The organism is Paenibacillus sp. MY03 (assembly GCF_002165585.1).
In the GTDB taxonomy this organism is placed as follows: domain Bacteria; phylum Bacillota; class Bacilli; order Paenibacillales; family Paenibacillaceae; genus Pristimantibacillus; species Pristimantibacillus agaridevorans.
Map to the genome: position 1 here is coordinate 279,325 of NZ_MXQD01000008.1, position 16,809 is coordinate 296,133.

Annotated in this window: 17 protein-coding genes, 3 pseudogenes and 1 other annotated feature; of the genes and pseudogenes, 15 read left to right on the plus strand and 5 right to left on the minus strand. The window is 45.2% G+C overall.

The window, feature by feature from the left end; translation table 11 throughout:
* Positions 1-3: 3 nt before the first annotated feature.
* The 9 genes and pseudogenes from B1748_RS38165 (at position 4) to B1748_RS10460 (ending at position 8,055) form a co-directional block, all read left to right on the plus strand.
* On the plus strand, positions 4-183 hold the full coding sequence (locus tag B1748_RS38165) for a DUF2197 domain-containing protein (RefSeq protein WP_087567817.1): 180 nt from the start codon (positions 4-6) through the stop codon (positions 181-183).
* 132 nt (positions 184-315) lie between these two features.
* Positions 316-423 (plus strand): annotated as a pseudogene (locus B1748_RS37430) (GNAT family N-acetyltransferase); the annotation flags it as partial.
* A gap of 50 nt (positions 424-473) precedes the next feature.
* Positions 474-1,862, plus strand: coding sequence for an aminotransferase-like domain-containing protein (locus B1748_RS10430; RefSeq protein WP_087567818.1), 1,389 nt, complete (start codon positions 474-476; stop codon positions 1,860-1,862).
* A 112-nt stretch (positions 1,863-1,974) separates the two neighbouring features.
* Entirely contained in the window at positions 1,975-3,078 is a 1,104-nt protein-coding gene (locus tag B1748_RS10435; protein WP_087567819.1) for a flavin monoamine oxidase family protein, read from the plus strand.
* Positions 3,075-4,046 (plus strand): zinc-binding dehydrogenase, encoded by a 972-nt coding sequence (locus B1748_RS10440; RefSeq protein ID WP_087567820.1) that lies wholly within the window; start codon positions 3,075-3,077, stop codon positions 4,044-4,046. Before B1748_RS10435 ends, B1748_RS10440 begins: the two co-directional genes overlap by 4 nt.
* A 22-nt stretch (positions 4,047-4,068) precedes the next feature.
* On the plus strand, positions 4,069-5,397 hold the full coding sequence (locus B1748_RS10445) for an MFS transporter (protein ID WP_087567821.1): 1,329 nt from the start codon (positions 4,069-4,071) through the stop codon (positions 5,395-5,397).
* A gap of 179 nt (positions 5,398-5,576) precedes the next feature.
* Positions 5,577-5,835, plus strand: a binding site (T-box leader).
* A 48-nt stretch (positions 5,836-5,883) separates the two neighbouring features.
* A complete protein-coding gene (locus B1748_RS10450) occupies positions 5,884-6,663 on the plus strand; it encodes a methyltransferase domain-containing protein (protein ID WP_087567822.1) in 780 nt (259 codons plus the stop codon).
* A gap of 171 nt (positions 6,664-6,834) precedes the next feature.
* Positions 6,835-7,446: a hypothetical protein gene (locus tag B1748_RS10455; protein WP_087567823.1), complete on the plus strand. Its 612-nt coding sequence runs from the start codon at positions 6,835-6,837 to the stop codon at positions 7,444-7,446.
* Between the two features lie 276 nt (positions 7,447-7,722).
* Positions 7,723-8,055, plus strand: coding sequence for a hypothetical protein (locus B1748_RS10460; RefSeq protein ID WP_143810279.1), 333 nt, complete (start codon positions 7,723-7,725; stop codon positions 8,053-8,055).
* A 299-nt stretch (positions 8,056-8,354) separates the two neighbouring features.
* Here B1748_RS10460 and B1748_RS37985 read toward each other — a convergent pair.
* Positions 8,355-8,426 (minus strand): annotated as a pseudogene (locus B1748_RS37985) (spore coat protein CotJC); the annotation flags it as partial.
* Between B1748_RS37985 and B1748_RS10465 the strand changes: the two are divergent.
* From B1748_RS10465 to B1748_RS10485, 4 genes and pseudogenes are all read left to right on the plus strand, one after another.
* Positions 8,425-8,655, plus strand: a pseudogene (locus B1748_RS10465) (manganese catalase family protein); the annotation flags it as partial. The pseudogenes B1748_RS37985 and B1748_RS10465 sit on opposite strands and share 2 nt — an antisense overlap.
* A gap of 311 nt (positions 8,656-8,966) precedes the next feature.
* Positions 8,967-9,233, plus strand: a complete 267-nt coding sequence (locus tag B1748_RS10475; RefSeq protein WP_087567826.1) for a hypothetical protein — start codon at positions 8,967-8,969, stop codon at positions 9,231-9,233.
* 380 nt (positions 9,234-9,613) lie between these two features.
* Entirely contained in the window at positions 9,614-9,898 is a 285-nt protein-coding gene (locus tag B1748_RS10480) for a hypothetical protein (RefSeq protein WP_087567827.1), read from the plus strand.
* An 801-nt stretch (positions 9,899-10,699) separates the two neighbouring features.
* Entirely contained in the window at positions 10,700-11,725 is a 1,026-nt protein-coding gene (locus B1748_RS10485) for an aminoglycoside phosphotransferase family protein (RefSeq protein WP_087567828.1), read from the plus strand.
* A gap of 280 nt (positions 11,726-12,005) precedes the next feature.
* Here B1748_RS10485 and B1748_RS10490 read toward each other — a convergent pair whose 3' ends face one another.
* The 3 genes from B1748_RS10490 to B1748_RS10500 form a co-directional block, all read right to left on the minus strand.
* Complete coding sequence (locus B1748_RS10490; RefSeq protein WP_087567829.1) at positions 12,006-12,575, minus strand: manganese catalase family protein; 570 nt, start codon at positions 12,573-12,575, stop codon at positions 12,006-12,008.
* A gap of 111 nt (positions 12,576-12,686) precedes the next feature.
* Positions 12,687-12,953, minus strand: a complete 267-nt coding sequence (locus B1748_RS10495; protein WP_087567830.1) for a spore coat protein CotJB — start codon at positions 12,951-12,953, stop codon at positions 12,687-12,689.
* The gene (locus B1748_RS10500) at positions 12,954-13,193 is read right to left on the minus strand and encodes a spore coat associated protein CotJA (RefSeq protein ID WP_087567831.1); all 240 of its coding nucleotides are present in this window, start codon (positions 13,191-13,193) and stop codon (positions 12,954-12,956) included.
* A gap of 195 nt (positions 13,194-13,388) precedes the next feature.
* Between B1748_RS10500 and spoIIP the strand changes: the two genes are divergently transcribed.
* Positions 13,389-14,603 carry a stage II sporulation protein P gene (spoIIP, locus tag B1748_RS10505; RefSeq protein ID WP_087567832.1) on the plus strand — a complete coding sequence of 405 codons (1,215 nt, stop codon included), beginning with the start codon at positions 13,389-13,391 and terminating at the stop codon, positions 14,601-14,603.
* Between the two features lie 297 nt (positions 14,604-14,900).
* On the opposite strand, the gene B1748_RS10510 is transcribed toward spoIIP, so the two are convergent.
* Positions 14,901-15,782, minus strand: a complete 882-nt coding sequence (locus tag B1748_RS10510; protein ID WP_087567833.1) for a LysR family transcriptional regulator — start codon at positions 15,780-15,782, stop codon at positions 14,901-14,903.
* Between the two features lie 146 nt (positions 15,783-15,928).
* Between B1748_RS10510 and B1748_RS10515 the strand changes: the two genes are divergently transcribed.
* Positions 15,929-16,792, plus strand: a complete 864-nt coding sequence (locus B1748_RS10515) for a DMT family transporter (protein ID WP_087567834.1) — start codon at positions 15,929-15,931, stop codon at positions 16,790-16,792.
* The last annotated feature ends 17 nt before the right edge of the window (positions 16,793-16,809 follow it).

Genomic DNA, 16,809 nt, shown 5'->3' on the forward strand with positions numbered 1-16,809 from the left:
CCAATGTTTTACTACGATGTACTTTGCAATAATTGTAAAAAAACATTCAGGGTATACGAAGGTTCACTAAAATATAAACAAGCTAAGGAAAGAAAGGTTAAGATTTTTTGTTGCGAAGATTGTGCTGATAAAATACGCATTGAAGCAATTTTGAATTTTATGCGCGGGATTAATCGTTTTTAATTTTTGATTTTCTCAACGATTATCGTCAAATATTGCACTAAAACGCCGCGGCAACAATTAAACCGAGCAACTCCCGTCTTTACGAATTTTTCTTAAGCTAACGGGGAACTTTAGTTCAATTCTATATGGGGCTGTGGCTTTAGAATCGTTGGGGTTGATATCGACTTTTTCATCAGGCACTACACAGAAAAAATTGACGAGAACGGAATTCAGTGTAGGGATATGATTCCACTACGCTAAAGGGAAACTTCGATTTTTGAAAACGAACCTTATCGAAAAGGATGCAAATCATGCCGATTAACTCTTTTGAAAATTATCCAATGAGCTGGAAGCCATCCATTGATAAAACGAATAAGCCGATTTATCGGGCGATCGCCAAACAACTGCAGCAGGATATTATAAACGGGGTTTTATTGCCCGGAACAAAGCTCCCCCCGCAGCGCGAACTGGCCGATTTCTTGGACTTAAATTTAAGTACCATTTCAAAAGCGTTTAAGATGTGCGAGTTGAAGGGTTTATTAAGCGCATCTGTCGGAAGCGGAACATTCGTATCGTACGATGCTTTATCGAATGCTTATTTGCTCGAAGATACGAAGCCGATGCATGTAATCGAAATGGGGGCGACGCTACCGGACAAAGCCTCCTACGAGCCGCTGCTTCTCCAGCTGAAAAGCATGCTGCAGGAGACCGATTATGAAAATTGGTTCGGTTATGGCCGGGCAGGCGACAACAACTGGCAGAAGGACGCGGCTGTAAAGCTAATCCGAAGCTGCGGGTTTAAAGCGAGCGCTGAAAGCATTTTATTTGCCAATGGGGGACAGAACGCAATAGCCGCCACGCTTGCAAGCCTATGCAAGCCCGGAGACCGTATTGGAGCCGATCCTCATACATACCCGGGCTTAAAAACGGCAGCGGCAATGCTCAGCATTCAGATCGTACCGATTAAATCGGAGAACGGTCAAATGAGTCCGACTGCCTTCGAATACGTGTGCAAGAATGAAAACATTAAAGGCATCTACTTGATCCCGGATTACCATAACCCGACAGCCAGCATAATGACGGTTGAGAATCGAAAAAGAATTGCGGCGGCTGCCAAGACGTACAATCAATTCATCATCGAGGATTCGGCATATAGCCTCCTGAACGAACAACCGCTTCCAGCCGTCGCCTCTTTCGCTCCCGAGCAGACCATCTACATTGCCAGCTTATCCAAAGCGATCGCGCCGGGGCTGCGGTTGGCCTATGTAGCCGTTCCGAATCGATTCAAAGAGCCCATTTCGAAGGCGCTATATAATTTGAATGTTTCGGTCTCGCCGTTATTTACGGAGCTGGCTGCGCGTACGATCGTCTCGAATCAGTATGAGGTCTTAATTAAGAATCATCGAGAACAAGCCAAGCGTAGAAACGAAATTGTAAACAGATACTTGGATGATTTTACATGTTATGGAATTGAGACAGGCATCTTCCGTTGGCTGCAGCTGCCAGGCAACATTACAGGTGCTGAATTCGAGGCGTTAGCGGCACGGCGGGGCGTACAGGTTTATGCGGCTGAGCGTTTTGTCGTGGGGAATAGCTCGCCGGAGAGGGCGGTAAGGATCGCCGTCAGTGCGCCGGAGAATCTTGAACAGCTCGAGGAAGGATTAACGATCCTGAAAGATTTGCTAGACGAGCTTATGTAATATTGTTCGCCATACAATTATAATATTGTATGGCTTTTTTGTGCATGTTATGATGGGGCAAATCTTGTTGAAGGGTTGCTAGCGGCCCTTGCCATAGGAAAGAGGAAATCATATGAAACATCCTGTCGTTATCATTGGAGCTGGCATAAGCGGCTTACGTGCTGCTTCCTTACTTACTGCGCAAGGCATTTCATGCAGAGTTCTAGAGGCTAGAGATCGCATAGGCGGCCGGGTCTTGACCGTTTCTGACGTTAACAGACCGGATCTAGGCAGCTTCGATCTCGGCCCGACATGGTACTGGCCGCAGTACGAGAGCGTGATCACCAATCTGGTTAAAGAATTGAACTTGGAAACATACGTCCAGCACACCGTAGGGGCCATGCTAATGGAACGGTCCCAACACGAACCGCCAGAGCGATATATCGTTCCTGAAAATGCCGATTCCAGGTCGGTTCGATTCAAGGGAGGCGCACAGACGCTTATAGATGCAGTAGCAGCAACGATTCCGTCCGGAACAATCGCGTTAAAAACAAGGGTGACTGCCATTCGGCTGGACCAGGCCGGCGTCATCTCGATTGAAGCAGAAGCAGCAGGCGCGAAGAAAGAACAGATACCGGCCAGCGCCGTAATCCTTGCGTTGCCACCGCGAATCGCGGCGAGACGCATAACATTCTCGCCTTCTCTTCCTCCCAATCTAATAACGGGTCTTATCAACAAACCGACTTGGATGGCAGGGCAGGCCAAGGCCATCGCCATTTACGACAGTCCTTTCTGGAGAGAATCAGGACTCTCGGGCTTCGTATCGAGCCGGATCGGACCTTTGCAGGAAATCCATGACGCTTCACCCGATACAGGCTCTGGAGCGTTATTCGGTTTCTTCGGCCTACCCGCAGCCATGCGCCATGAACTTGAGCAGAATCGAATAAAACAATTGGTCATCGACCAATTGGCTAGACTCTTCGGGCCATTGGCGGAGCAAGTCAATTCCTTTCTATACAAGGATTGGTCCGATGATGCCGAAACAGCTGTAGAGGAAGACCTTGAACCGCTTAGATATCACCCGCTGTACGGACGACTGCCGGTAACTGGAGTATGGGGGAAGAGCATCTTTTTTTCGGGTACGGAGACGAATTCGCCATTCGGCGGGCATCTCGAAGGCGCGCTCCGTTCAGCCGAACAGGCGGTTATGGAGCTCAAAGGAGGACTTATTCGATGAAAAGGATGAAGGCTATTCAAATTCCGGCCAAAGGGGAACCGATGAAGTTTGTGGAGATTCCAGTGCCATGGCCGAGAGAAAGGCAGGTCCTGCTCCGCGTAGAAGCGTGCGGAATATGCAACGGAGACTCGGCAGCCATAAGAGGGGGTTCACCGTCGTATCCTCGCATTCCCGGTCATGAGGTGATCGGTATCGTTGCGGAGCTCGGCGCCGGTTCGACGAAATGGACGATCGGGGATCGCGTCGGCATCGGTTGGCATGGAGGGGACAAGCATGTAACAGGCTTGACCATAGACGGAGGGTATGCGGAATACATGGTGGCTTATGAAGATAGTTTGTGCAGCATTCCGGATAAATTGTCCGCATTAGAAGCGGCTCCACTTATGTGCGCTGGCGAAACAACGTTTAGCGCGCTAAGGAATAGCAAGGCTCGGGCTGGCGATCTCGTAGCCATTCAAGGCATTGGAGGACTTGGTCACCTGGCAGTTCAATATGCCCAAAAAGCAGGATTCCGCACGGTAGCGATTTCGCGGGGAACCGACAAGGAAAAAAAGATCCTTCAGCTTGGAGCGCATCATTATATTGACTCGGAAAGTCAAGACCCGGCTAAGGCGCTGCAGGAATTGGGCGGAGCCAAAGTTATCCTGGCCACTGCTCCGAACGCCAAGTCGATTTCTAAGTTAATTGGCGGTCTAGCTCCAGACAGCGAGCTTATTATTGTAGCAGGTGCCGGTGAAAAGCTAGAGTTGTCGGCAAGAGATTTCCTGAAGGGACCGAATACGGTCAGAGGGTCGTTTACCGGACATTCGAAGGAAATACAAGAAGCCCTTAACTTCAGCATGCTCACTCATGTAAGGCCATTGATTGAAGTTTTTCCGTTAGAACGAGCAAGCGAAGCCTATGAAAAAATGATGGCAGCATCTACACGGTTTCGAGCTGTTCTCCAAATTTATAAACACAACGAATAGTACCGACTGGGGGAGAACGTCGATGCAAACGGCATTGAGCAAAGAAAAAATAGCAGGCAGGGGAGAGTCACTTAGCATCTATATTGAATCCCCTGAAAAACAACATAAGTTATATAGAAGAACGATGGCCATCGTAATCGCTTCACAAGTTTTTGGCGGGGCGGGATTGGCTGCGGGGATTACGGTGGGGGCCCTGCTCGCTCAGGACATGCTCGGAACGGATAGCTATGCCGGAGTTCCGGCGGCGTTGTTTACTTTAGGTTCTGCCGCCGCGGCGTTGATCGTTGGCCGCCTGTCCCAACGATTGGGGCGTCGTGTGGGACTCGCCGCGGGTTTCTTGACAGGCGGACTCGGCGCAGCAGGAGTCGTCCTTGCAGCCGTTCTTAACCAAGTAGCGCTGCTTTTTGTGTCGCTGCTGGTTTATGGTGCAGGTACGGCTACCAACTTACAGGCAAGATACGCCGGAACGGATATAGCGCCCCCGACAAAGCGGGCCAAAGCGATCAGCGCTGCTATGATGTTTACGACTTTTGGAGCAGTTGCCGGCCCTAACCTTGTGAATATTACCGGGAGTGTCGCAACTTCTATAGGCGCTCCTGCATTGTCTGGTCCATTCATGCTGGCAACGGTCGCTTATCTTTTAGCAGGCTTGGTCCTGCTTATTTTCTTACGGCCCGATCCTCTAATCGTGGCTAAAGCCATTGCAGAAGCACAACAATTAAAAGACAGCCAAGACAGCACGAAACCATTGCACGCACTGGAAGCCGGCATCAATAAACGGGGGATCATAGTCGGGGCTTCGGTAATGGTGTTAACCCAAATCGTCATGATCGCCATCATGACGATGACTCCTGTGCACATGAAACATCACGAACACGGACTAGGGGAGGTCGGTCTCGTGATCGGCATCCATGTTGCAGCCATGTATCTGCCTTCGCTGCTTACCGGTTATCTTGTAGATAAGTACGGACGAATGCCAATGTCCTATGCTTCCGGCGTAACCTTGCTTTTGGCTGGCTTACTAGCAGCCTTTGCGCCAGGCGACTCCATGGTGCTGCTCATTCTTGCGCTTGCACTCCTTGGTTTGGGTTGGAACTTCGGCTTAATTAGCGGAACAGCAGCGATCGTCGATGCCACTTCTCCGCAAATACGTGCAAAGACGCAAGGAACCGTAGATGTTCTGATCGCACTTGCCGGGGCATCAGGAGGAGCTTTGTCCGGAATGGTGGTAGCTCAGTCAAACTATTCGACCCTTTCCCTGGCCGGGGGAGTTCTTTCCTTGCTTCTTATACCGGTTGTCCTGTGGTCTCGGAAAAATTCGCAGGATGGGTTGCCTAAAGCTTCTAAATAAGTTTGATCGTTCTCTTATGAAACTAATCGTGATTGATTCTAATGATAAGCAAGTTTGATTGATGATGTTCTACTGTTGAGGTAACGGCGAACGATAATTGAATTATGACGGATCTGGATAAAATCGTTGTGTAACAAACTAATTGATGTTAAAATCACCCTAATACCAATATATTCCTATTAAAGGCACTGATGAGAGAGAGTACTTGGACATAATCTTTTCCAGAGAGCCCCTGTTCGCTGAAAGGGGGTAAAGATTAGCTCAATGAAAATGGTCTCTGAGCTGCACTTCGAAACCGCATGGGAGTAGGATGTGACGGGCGCACCCGTTATAGCGCTAGGGTATAAACTGCTTTTTGAAAGTCGTACCCGAAAAAAGATCGATGCAAAGCATTGATGAACTTGGGTGGTAACACGGAGTCTAACTCTCGTCCCTTTATGGGGACGGGATTTTTTTATTCTCAATTTTATAAGGGAGGTTAATGAAATGGAACGAAAAAACACCTTTAATGAAATTGCAAACGAATATGAAAAGTACAGACCACCTTATCCAGAACAACTTTTTAAAGATATTTTGGAGTTCGCAGAATTAAAAGCAAATAATGTGATACTTGAAATTGGCTGCGGGACTGGTCAAGCAACTACAGGGTTTGTTAATTTGGGGTATTCCAATATTACCGCCATTGAGTTAGGCGAGAATCTGGCTGAACTTACCAGGCAAAAATTTAGAAATAAACAAGGTGTCAAAATAATAAATTCCCAGTTTGAGACCTGGAATCATGAAAACGAAAAATTCAATTTGGCGATTTCGGGTACAGCGTTTCATTTCGTTCAGCCCCAAGAATTTGGATATAGAAAAGTTTTCGATCTGCTTAGAGATCAAGGAACAATCGGCTTTTTTTGGACTGTTCATGTTCCTACATACATTGAGCCTTACAATGAGATTCGTGAAATTTACAGAAAGTATGCTCCGCAACTCGATGATTCTCAAAACCCGTCGCTGGAACAGATTATTGAGGACAGGTCAAAATTAACATTAATGGACGGACTGTTTAAGGATCTGGAAGTTAAGCAGTATACTTGGGATCACCGCTTTACAGCCAGTGAGTATATTTCCTTGCTAAATACGAATTCTCGGCATAGGCTAGTTCCAGAAGACGTTCGTAATAAATTATTTGGTGGGATTAGAGAAATTATTGAACGATATGGGGGCAACCTTGTAAAGCCACAAGCAGTTGTGTTGTTCCTTGCAAAGAAGAGACCTTGATGAGGTATCGTTAAGCTTTCAGGAGACGCTAGCTCAATCAATCATGCAGACCGGTTAAAGCCAAGCAACTGGCTGTTTAACGCAACAAACCCATTAGTATTTGCGTATTAAGGATGTGTGGTAAAATATGGTGGTTATGAGTCAGAACCTTTTAGGGAGTGAACAAAGAAAATGGACTACTCTAGAGGCTTAAAATTATTGATTGGTGCTGTGGTTTTCGTTTCTGTCGGAGTGGGTGGTGCAGTAGCATACCAGAATGTATATGCAAAAAGTGCAACTACTCAAAGTAGCGTTAGTCCGCAAACCTATTCTCTAAATGAAAGTGGACAGACATATGGTTCTGCTGGAGATACCATTCCCGAAATGCTACCTGATTTAATTCATGGAGGAAGTGTGGATGGCCTTGCAGGATATGTGTTGAAAAGCGATTATTTAAAAGGTGGAACTGATGTCCCTCTATATGATGTAGAGGGGAAAACCATAATTGGCTCCATTCATATTGCCGGCGCTAAGAGTTTAGACTTCTATCCTGAAAATGAAAATGGACAGACTTACGGTTCTGACGCAGATGCTACTTCCGAAGAAACGAGACCTGATTTAATCCGTGCTATAGGTGAGGATGGCATTGAGGGATATGTGTTGAAAAAAGACTTGGACGGTGAGCTACCCAAAAAACCCGAGGAAGCCATTGCGAAACAGAACAGTAGATCACCAGGAGGGCGCGATATTCCGCTGTATGACGTTGATGGTGAAACAGTAATTGGTGTGTTTCATGTTGGATGAAAATAAAAAAGTATATTAAGTATGTTCAAGGTTAAGCTAACGGTGAACACTAAATAAACGATTAGGGGAGCAGCTTGCCACGGCAGTTGCCCCTTCTTTTATTAGGCTAGGCAGGATAGCATGGAGATATTAGAATTGGTTGAACTATAAACCGCCAAATATAGCTGTTATATGTAAAGCGAAAGGATAATGATTTTGATAAAACTTTTGAACCTCTTAAAAAAACACAGGTATAAGATGGTCAGTATCTATGTAAGCAAGCACGATGTCTTGTATATGATTCCAACAGGATCGTCAAAAAAAATAGGAGGAGCAGTTGAAATTAACATTGTAAATGATCTGAAGTCTCCATACACAAGTAATGCTCTTGAAGAGTTGTTACTATTAACGTTTAATCAATGTTACACCAGAAATCCAGATGAATTATTAAATACTACGCCAATTGAGCAATATTTATATATTAAAGGATGGTCTAATGCTGTTCGAAATATGAAGCTTATCAGTTGTTCTTGGGATGATGATATAGGTTATGAGATTACACCGACCGACAAAATCCCCTACAAAGGGTATCAGCATCAAAAAGGGATTGTATTAGGCAAAAAAAGTTAACCCTGGTGATTTAGCGGAGGCTGTGAAAATAGCGATTAAAAAATCAAGGATTTAACGAAATTTATTACGCTAACGGGAGACTTTAGTTTAAAGGTTCTTAAACGAAATATAAAAAATACCGCGAATCCAGTAATATCAAGGGCTCGCGGGGATTCTCGAATTTTTCAAAAAACATTCTTATATAACGTAATGGCGTCCCAGGAGGACGCCATACTGTCCTTACTGTTTGTTATTTAATAATCGTGGAACGCGAACAGTCCTTAGAAAAAGATCTTCCGATCCCGCTCCTCCTTCAAAATTTACACAGCTTCTCTAAAGCGTAGCGAATGAACAATTTCGCGTTCCCGTAAAAATTTAAGGCTGTCTTGCAAACAGCTAATGGCGGCTGGGCTTGGTGCTCACTACGCGGCGCACGACAGCGCACTGTTCTACACCAACGCTGCGGGCGTACCATGGACGGCATCCTATATTCAGGCTAAAGGCGATCCCATTGCGGACCTCTATGAGGACATTGCTGCCGAGGAAAAAGCCAGGGCCACCTATCAGTGGCTGATCGACTTGACGGATGACGTAGACTGCTCCGGAGTCGCATCCTTTGTCAGCTTATAGATCATCGTCGCAATCATTTCCAAGTGGGCGAATTCCTCGGTACCTCTAAGATATCAGTGATAGTATTCCGTGGAGTTTCACCCTAATATTAAACTAACTGGCAGTATAGCGTGACGGATTTGCCATTTGGTTGGAAGCGATAAATTTATTATTTGGTACATTTTATAAGATTAGTAAGGATGGTACAATATCCTAAGTACATACAATTATTACGGGATGAGGGGTTAGGTTATGTTGCGTATCTGTTGAAATTAATGGAAGCGTGAGACGAAGACCGTTTAAATATTCAGGGGGAATAATTTATGGAAATTAAAGACGCTGGGTTTAGTTGTAAATATCTGTTGTTTGGCTTCGATTCACCTTTTGTTCATGGAGGACTAAACGATTTCTTAATCGGGTTTAATACATCTGAAGAGTTCGAGGAACGTTTCGTGGATTCAGAAGATGAGTCTCCAGTGACCGGCTTCGATAACTATCAAATCCTTTGTACTCAATTCTCAAAAACTGTTTACTTTTCATCAGAATTATCTTTACTTGACTGGGTTCAAAATAGATTTGAATTGGAATGAGAATATCATAGAAGCGTATCAAGGAAGTTTCGGTGATTATTTTGACCTGGAGTTGGAACAAACCTGATTGGAGTTTTGTATGATACTTTCAATAAAGGTAACTAGAGTCTTATTGTTTGTAATTATGGTATTGTTATTTGTCTCATCAATGCCCATCTTTGCAGGAATAACTTTGCTTTTAATTTTGGGGCTTTCGAATCTTCTTAAAAAGATTAGAAATCCTAACGGAGAACGATAGCACCACAACTTAACGGCAGCCGGCCACTCGATCGGTTGCTGTTGTTCGTTGAAGTAAACGGCAGTTTAGCGGAACCAAAACCTGTAAATTTCAGTATATGCATAATAGAACTAAATCAGTTGTGAAAGGAGTCAGTTGGGTAATGAATGAAACGATAGCAAGAATCATATCTCAGTGTGAAAAGCTTTCTGAAGATGAGATGAACATGGTAACCGATGGACTATCAAGAGGTTTTGATAGGCGAATTCAAAATTTAATCCTAGAACTCACAACATTTAGTCACGATGAATTAGTTATTACTAGTAATGTAATAAGTGGACTAATTCTTACTAAAGAGAATGTACCTGACATGATAGAAGCGCATGAACAATTTAAGGGCACTGCTCTTCCCAACACAATTACCTTTGGTCGGATAATAAAAGATTAAGCTAACGGGGAACGATAGCGTCAAGATACCTTCGGCAGCCGGCCACACGACGGGTGCCGTTACTTGTTGAAGTAACGGGCAGCAGTTCAACAATTGATATAATCCATATAGGATGAGCAAAGGACCATTTTATATAAATAGCGAGGTTTTCAAGAATGAAAAAATCGAAATTAGAATTCAAACTTTACAAGAGACGGCTATCCAGGATCTTTAACTTTTGCAGATTTTATAGTAGACGGACAATCATTATACGATTTATATGCAGAGGAATTTGATTTTGTATCTTGTTTAGGGTAGGGCAGTGAGGAATTTCAAAATGAACAAATCTCAAGGTTAATTTTAATGAGGAAAACCAGATTTTCCAAATGGAAAGAATTCAATATATATTTGTCCTGCCTGTGCTGATTTGGGATGCGGAGCAGTATCAATATTTATTAAAAAGACAAAAGATATAATAACTTGGACTAATTATGCAAAGGGCTGCCTTCATTTTAGGGCACCCTCTTTTCAGTCCTAACCTCACTCAAATCACCGATAACAACAATGTGCGCATAATCCTCGGTACCTCTAGGATATCAGTGATAGTATACCTGGAGTTTCACCCTGATATTAAACTAACGGGGAGTATAGTTATAACGAAACTCTCCCCAAAATAAGGGATTACATTTGATATAATCTTCTAAGCAGTTGGAAAACGGCTGTTGTTTTCATAGATGGGTATCTATGTCGTTCTAAATGATGACGAATATGTCCAGGATATTACGAGCTGCCTTATCGACTATGAAGAAGATGGAGGAATTAATGAATATTAAACTTGAAAAGGTGATTTATGTCTTAAACCAACGGTTCAAGAAGGATATCATCTCGGCCGACTTCCAAATTATACCTCTTCAGGGTGGAACCGTGGGGAACGTGTACCTGGTATCGGGGACCGCCGAAACCGCAGAAGGTGAAATATTGCCTTACCATATTGTACTGAAGATCCAAAAGAAATGGGAGCGATACGGTGATCCCGGTTCATGGCGTCGGGAATATGATCTGTATTCGTCTGACTTGGGAGCGGCTTTCTCGGAAGCCCTCCGCTGGCCGACATGTTATTATGCCGAGTTCAATGCCGAAGTTAATGAATACCAGCTGTGGCTGGAATATATCGATGGTGTAACCGGATTAGACTTGACTAGTGAAATGTATGAAAAGGCCGCGAGGGAGTTAGGGCGCTTTCAAGGCAAGCTGTATGCTCTGCAACCCGCCGTGCTGCGAAGCCTGACCAACCTGAGTCAAGAGGATCTCATGAAGAATACTTATTTGCATTACCGGTCATGGCCGGTCGTCTACGATTATATACGATCAGAGGACTGCGAATTGCCTCTGCACGTACGGCAAATGCTCATCGACATCGATGAGCAGGCAGACGAGATATTCCACCGTATTGAAAAATTGCCCCTCGTTTTATGTCACAGGGATTTCTGGGTAACCAACCTTATCTATGCTGATGGGAATATCGCGCTCATCGATTGGGATACCAGCGGATGGGGCTATCTGGGCGAGGATCTCGCAAGTCTGATCGCGGATGAACCGGATATCGATCACATGATCGAACACTATCAGCGATGCATCCCTGCATATTACAAAGGTTTTTCGGAGTATTCGGATGTATCCCGAATCGCCGACCATTGTGTGTATGAGATCATGCTTCTTGTATTCGGATATAGGCTTGTGGAGGGGTATCTCCACACTGAGGCTGATGACGAGAAGAGGAAGCATGTCCAAACTCTCCAAAAAATCTATGAAATGAAGACCATACCCTTAATCGTCACATCTGGTTAAATAACCTTAACTAACGTATTTAGATTGGGATACTTTTTAGATGAGTGTCCATGTGTATAAAATGTATATAATAAATCTTAAACCCATGATATTCTTATGCATTCTCTGCAAAATCTCTAAACAACAAAATTCCCCGTGAACCCAGTAATATCAAGGGATCGCGGGGTTTTCTCTATTTATCAAATTCATTCATATGCAACATAATGGCGTCCCAGGAGGACGCCATACTGTCCTTACTGTTTGTTATTTATTAATCGTGGAACACGAATAGTAGGTTGCCTTAGAAAAAGATCTTCCGATCCCGTTCCTCCTTCAAAATTTCCACAGCTTCTCTAAAACGTAACGAATGAACAATTTCGCGTTCCCGTAAAAATTTGAGGCTGTCCTGCAAGTCTACGTCATCCGTCAAGTCGATCAGCCACTGATAGGTGGCCCTGGCTTTTTCCTCGGCAGCAATGTCCTCATAGAGGTCCGCAATGGGATCGCCTTTAGCCTGAATATAGGATGCCGTCCATGGTACTCCCGCAGCGTTGGTGTAGAACAGTGCGCTGTCGTGCGCCGCGTAGTGAGCGCCAAGCCCAGCCGCCTTTAGCTGCTCCGGAGTCGCATCTTTTGTCAGCTTATAGATCATCGTCGCAATCATTTCCAAGTGGGCGAATTCTTCTGTCCCGATATCCGTCAGAAGTCCAATCACTTTGTCAGGTATCGTGTAACGCTGGTTCAAGTAACGCAACGCTGCAGCAAGCTCGCCATCGGCACCGCCATATTGCTCCATCAGAAATTTGGCCATAAGCGGATCGCATTTGCTCACTCTTACGGGATATTGAAGTTTCTTCTCATAGGCCCACATCGGTTGACTTCTCCTCGCTTTCCCATTGGACTTCTAACTCGTTTGCAGCCGGCATGCGAGTTCTGGCATTTCCCTGCTATCAGACTATCCTCGTCCATGCTCCGCGCGGCTCTACACTTGCCAAGGCCATGGAGCCTCTTTCCATTGCCACGGGGTTTTGGACATGCTGTGACCGAAGTTCATGAGTGGTCCGTATGCCGCTTCGTATTGTGCGGCTATTCGTTTGCGAAGCTCCGCATATTGGTTGAATTGGGCGATTGCAGCTTCGTCCCCGGGATGCGTATCAAGGTACAGATTTAATTCGACCAATACGAAGTCGACCGCCTGCAGATCGTGCAACAGCTTGTAATAGGCTTCATCAAGCATTGTCTCAGCCATTTACATATCGCCTCCCGTTACCCGCGTAGGAGAAGAAGGATCTGGATATGGGGCAAATAAGGCCGGCCATAACGTCCCGTGCTTCAAAGCATCGTAGGCGGAGAATTGGGGCAGATTGGGGGGCTGAAAAGTAATAAATAATTGCGGCGGCACATTGTAGCTCTTTTCTCTGATTGGAGGACAGGGATCATGTGGTCCGACAAATGGGCGATAGGTTCGGAATTGATCGCTCGCATTCATAGCTATGCTCCTTTCCAAATCGTTCCTTGCCCAACTATATGACGGATAGCTTGGGCGTTATGCAAAGTGAAGCAAGTTCTTATTCTGACTAGAAAACTAGCATTTCGAATAGAAAAAAACGAGATTAGCAGGAATTACCTCGCTTACCGTCGAAACTTGCAGAGACATATTTGCGAAAACGGGGGAGATTGAGCGTTGAAACTGAGAAATGCATTATTGGGTGGCGCTGCAGCCATTCTGTTGTTGTCGGGTGCGGAAAATGTCGCATTTGCCTCTACTGTCAAGGCTGGTTCAACACTAAATGCAAGTCAGGTTGGCGGGAAACAGGCTAAGGTTGCACATATCATCGCTGTAACAAACCTGCGCAAGGGGCCGGGAATGGATTACAAAATCGTGGCTAAGGCGCAGCCTGGAGACAGCTTTGCCATAGAAGGCAGCGATGGCGACTGGTATAAGGTGGGACTTCCCGGAGGAGGAAAAGCCTACATCGCGAATTGGGTCGTGGAGACGGATGCGGAGGAGCAAGTCGCAATCGAGGGACCCGGTGAAGGGCAACAAACCGACAACGGTCCGAAGGCGACTGTGATTCAAATCCTGGGAGTCACCAATTTGCGAAGCGGGCCCGGGATGGATTACAGCGTCGTCGCCAAAGCGCAAAGCGGCGAAACGTTCCGAATCGATGGCTCGGAAGGCGAATGGTATCGCATCGTTTTGACGAACGGCAGACAAGCGTATGTTGCCAAGTGGGTAGTTCAAACGGAGGAAGTGCCGGATAGCGACAGCAGGGTATATATCTACCATACTCATAATCGCGAATCATGGAAAAACGTTGCACGCAGCACCGCCGGCGGCGCGTACGATGACAAAGAAGTAAATATTACGCTGGTCGGCAAACATATGGCTTCCACCCTGAAGCAGAGAGGCATTCCAACCATCTCGGAGAATGCGGATATTGCCGCAAGGTTAACGGAGCAAAAGCTGAACTATTCGCAATCATACGCGGAATCAGGCAAAGCTGTAGCTAATGCGATCAGCTCCCATGCTTCCTTGTCTTATTTTCTGGATATCCATCGGGATGCGGATTTGCCTCGCAGCACAACAGCCGTAACGATCGGTAAGAAGACATACGCTCGCGTTATGTTTGTGATTGGCATGGCCAATCCCAACTACAAGGAAAACAAAAAGCTTGCGGATGCTTTACACACATTGCTGAATAAAAAATATCCCGGCCTGTCCAGGGGAGTGTTGCTCAAAGGCTCGAGCAACGGCAATGGCGAATACAACCAGTCGGTATCGAGCGGCAGCCTGCTTCTTGAATTCGGAGGCGTCAATAATACGCTTCAGGAAAATTTGAGCACGGCCGAAGCGTTTGCAGATGTGTTTGCGGACTATTTAAAGCAGAAGAAATAAGTTGATTTGAAGTTCGGACAAGCGGGGAAACGGAACTGCATGATGAAGCGAGGAAATCCTTACGTAAAGAGCGCAGTGCCTGGAAGCAGCCACTGAAACAAATTCGGGAGGACTTTCTTCCAAGGCTCGCCAAATATGAGCAGCAGAAAGGCTGCTCATATTTGGCGAGCGGAATTCATTATTTTGTTTTTCAGCATCCACCAGCGATTAAGTTGCTTTATACGCGATTGATTCTAACCTTCATCGGATGCGAGCTCTTACGACTCCAAGCAGCCACCATGGAGCTGGAAGCCGCTCTCAGAATATTCCCTTTCCTTTTAACCATGATTGGGCGTGGTCGATAAATTTGCGTGTTGCGGGTGAAGCATTCCTCAAAGAGGGGATAGCGATTCCGAGCATTCTATACAATCCGTCTTCCAACTCTATCGGCATGACGTTATGAGTCCATCCTTTTATGATCATTTCAGAAATGATGCTTATCCCCAGTCCGTTCTCAACCATAGCGATGATCGCATGATCATTGCCTGCTTGGAATTGAACGTGCGGCTTGCAAGAGTGTAATTGTAATATGCGCCTAACGTCTTGGTCGCAGCCATAAGTTGGCATAATAAACATTTCTTTTTCAATTTGATCATAGCGTATGCACGATTGTTGGCTTAAAGGATGTTCTCTGGAAACGATGCATAGCATGCGATCCTTTTCCAAGGGAATCGTCTCGAAGCTTTCCGTGGAAGGCAATGACAAAAATCCAAAGTCGATTTCACCATTTTTAATCCACACTTCAATTTCATGATAATTGCCTTGTACCAGCTTTATATCGATTGATGGATGATCGTTCAGAAATTGTTTCATCATACCGGGTAACCAATGAATCGCAACGCTTGAAAATGTTCCGATCCGAATGGTGCCCACTTCTAAGCCGTTAATGGCTGCTACTTCTTGCTTTAAATGCTCATTACCCGACAAAATTTCGTGAACATGTTTCAAGATGCGTTCACCGTTTACGGTCAAACGGACTCCCATTCGATTTCGTACCAGAAGCAAAAAACCGAATTCATCTTCAAGGCTCGCTATTGCATGACTTACTGCCGATTGCGTGAGTCCCAAGGATTCTGCTGCACTGGTCAAAGAACCAACCTCGACAACCTTTCGGAAAATTTCATACTTGACGATACTCAATCCAAATTACCTCCATTAAACATTAATTTTTTTCATACATATGATGATAAATATTCATTTTACTAATTTATCTTTTAAGCTATATACTAATAAAAAAGTGAATGGCAGTCTATAATACTCATTAGCTTTTTTAGAAGGGGGAAATAATGAAACCGCAAAAAGCCGATTTTTTGATCCTAATCGTTACGATGTGCTGGGGTTCGTCCTATCTTTTTATGAAGATCGGCTTGGATTCGCTGTCCGCCTTCAATATAGTTGCTCTTCGCTATGGGCTGGCGTTCATAATCTGTCTTCCCATACTGGTCATAAGGTTCCGATCTATCAATTTGAAATCGGTGATATTCTCGTTTGGGCTCGGTTTTCTTCTGTTTGCCGTGTCGGCTTCTATTATTTTTGGCTTAAAAAACACGACCGCATCCAAAGCCGGATTTCTCGCCAGTTTAACCGTTATCTTCGTGCCCTTATTGTCTGCCCTAATAATAAAGAAGAAACCGGAATTGAACGTGATAGCGGGGGTTTTTGCATCTATCGTCGGAATCGGTTTACTTACGTTGAACGATCGTATGAGCATCATGCCCGGCGATTTCTTGTGTATGCTGGCCGCGCTACTGTATGCCTTTCATATTTTGTTAACAGGATCGGCAGCGAAGGTTGCCGACGTTATTAACCTGGGTATATTACAACTTGGTTTTGCAGGAGGCTTTGGACTATTGTTCGCTTTCATATTTGAGGTGCCGAAGCTTCCATCTTCCTATGAGAGTTGGAAAGCCGTATTGGTACTAAGCGTCGTTTGCAGCGCATTCGCGTATATAACTCAGACGATCGCGCAAAAATATACGACGCCAACGCATACGGGCCTCATTTTTTCCTTGGAACCTGTATTTGCGGCTGTATTCGCTTATTTAAGCGCGCATGAACTTTTGCCGATAAAAGGTTATGTCGGAGCAGCATTCATTCTACTGGGAGTTATGATCGCGGAAATAAAACGGTTGAATACTTCATCGATATAGAGGTGTTTAATGTTTGA

What these genes read in the sequence shown, in the direction of transcription:
- B1748_RS10435 (WP_087567819.1), top strand. Translation starts at nt 1,975, where the DNA reads ATGAAACATCCTGTCGTTATCATTGGAGCTGGCATAAGCGGCTTACGT.
- B1748_RS10515 (WP_087567834.1), top strand. Translation starts at nt 15,929, where the DNA reads ATGAAACCGCAAAAAGCCGATTTTTTGATCCTAATCGTTACGATGTGC.
- B1748_RS38165 (WP_087567817.1), top strand. Translation starts at nt 4, where the DNA reads ATGTTTTACTACGATGTACTTTGCAATAATTGTAAAAAAACATTCAGG.
- B1748_RS10445 (WP_087567821.1), top strand. Translation starts at nt 4,069, where the DNA reads ATGCAAACGGCATTGAGCAAAGAAAAAATAGCAGGCAGGGGAGAGTCA.
- B1748_RS10495 (WP_087567830.1), bottom strand. Translation starts at nt 12,953, where the DNA reads ATGGCTGAGACAATGCTTGATGAAGCCTATTACAAGCTGTTGCACGAT.
- B1748_RS10475 (WP_087567826.1), top strand. Translation starts at nt 8,967, where the DNA reads ATGGAAATTAAAGACGCTGGGTTTAGTTGTAAATATCTGTTGTTTGGC.
- B1748_RS10455 (WP_087567823.1), top strand. Translation starts at nt 6,835, where the DNA reads ATGGACTACTCTAGAGGCTTAAAATTATTGATTGGTGCTGTGGTTTTC.
- B1748_RS10485 (WP_087567828.1), top strand. Translation starts at nt 10,700, where the DNA reads ATGAATATTAAACTTGAAAAGGTGATTTATGTCTTAAACCAACGGTTC.
- B1748_RS10480 (WP_087567827.1), top strand. Translation starts at nt 9,614, where the DNA reads ATGAATGAAACGATAGCAAGAATCATATCTCAGTGTGAAAAGCTTTCT.
- B1748_RS10500 (WP_087567831.1), bottom strand. Translation starts at nt 13,193, where the DNA reads ATGAATGCGAGCGATCAATTCCGAACCTATCGCCCATTTGTCGGACCA.
- B1748_RS10440 (WP_087567820.1), top strand. Translation starts at nt 3,075, where the DNA reads ATGAAAAGGATGAAGGCTATTCAAATTCCGGCCAAAGGGGAACCGATG.
- B1748_RS10430 (WP_087567818.1), top strand. Translation starts at nt 474, where the DNA reads ATGCCGATTAACTCTTTTGAAAATTATCCAATGAGCTGGAAGCCATCC.
- B1748_RS10490 (WP_087567829.1), bottom strand. Translation starts at nt 12,575, where the DNA reads ATGTGGGCCTATGAGAAGAAACTTCAATATCCCGTAAGAGTGAGCAAA.
- B1748_RS10450 (WP_087567822.1), top strand. Translation starts at nt 5,884, where the DNA reads ATGGAACGAAAAAACACCTTTAATGAAATTGCAAACGAATATGAAAAG.
- B1748_RS10460 (WP_143810279.1), top strand. Translation starts at nt 7,723, where the DNA reads ATGATTCCAACAGGATCGTCAAAAAAAATAGGAGGAGCAGTTGAAATT.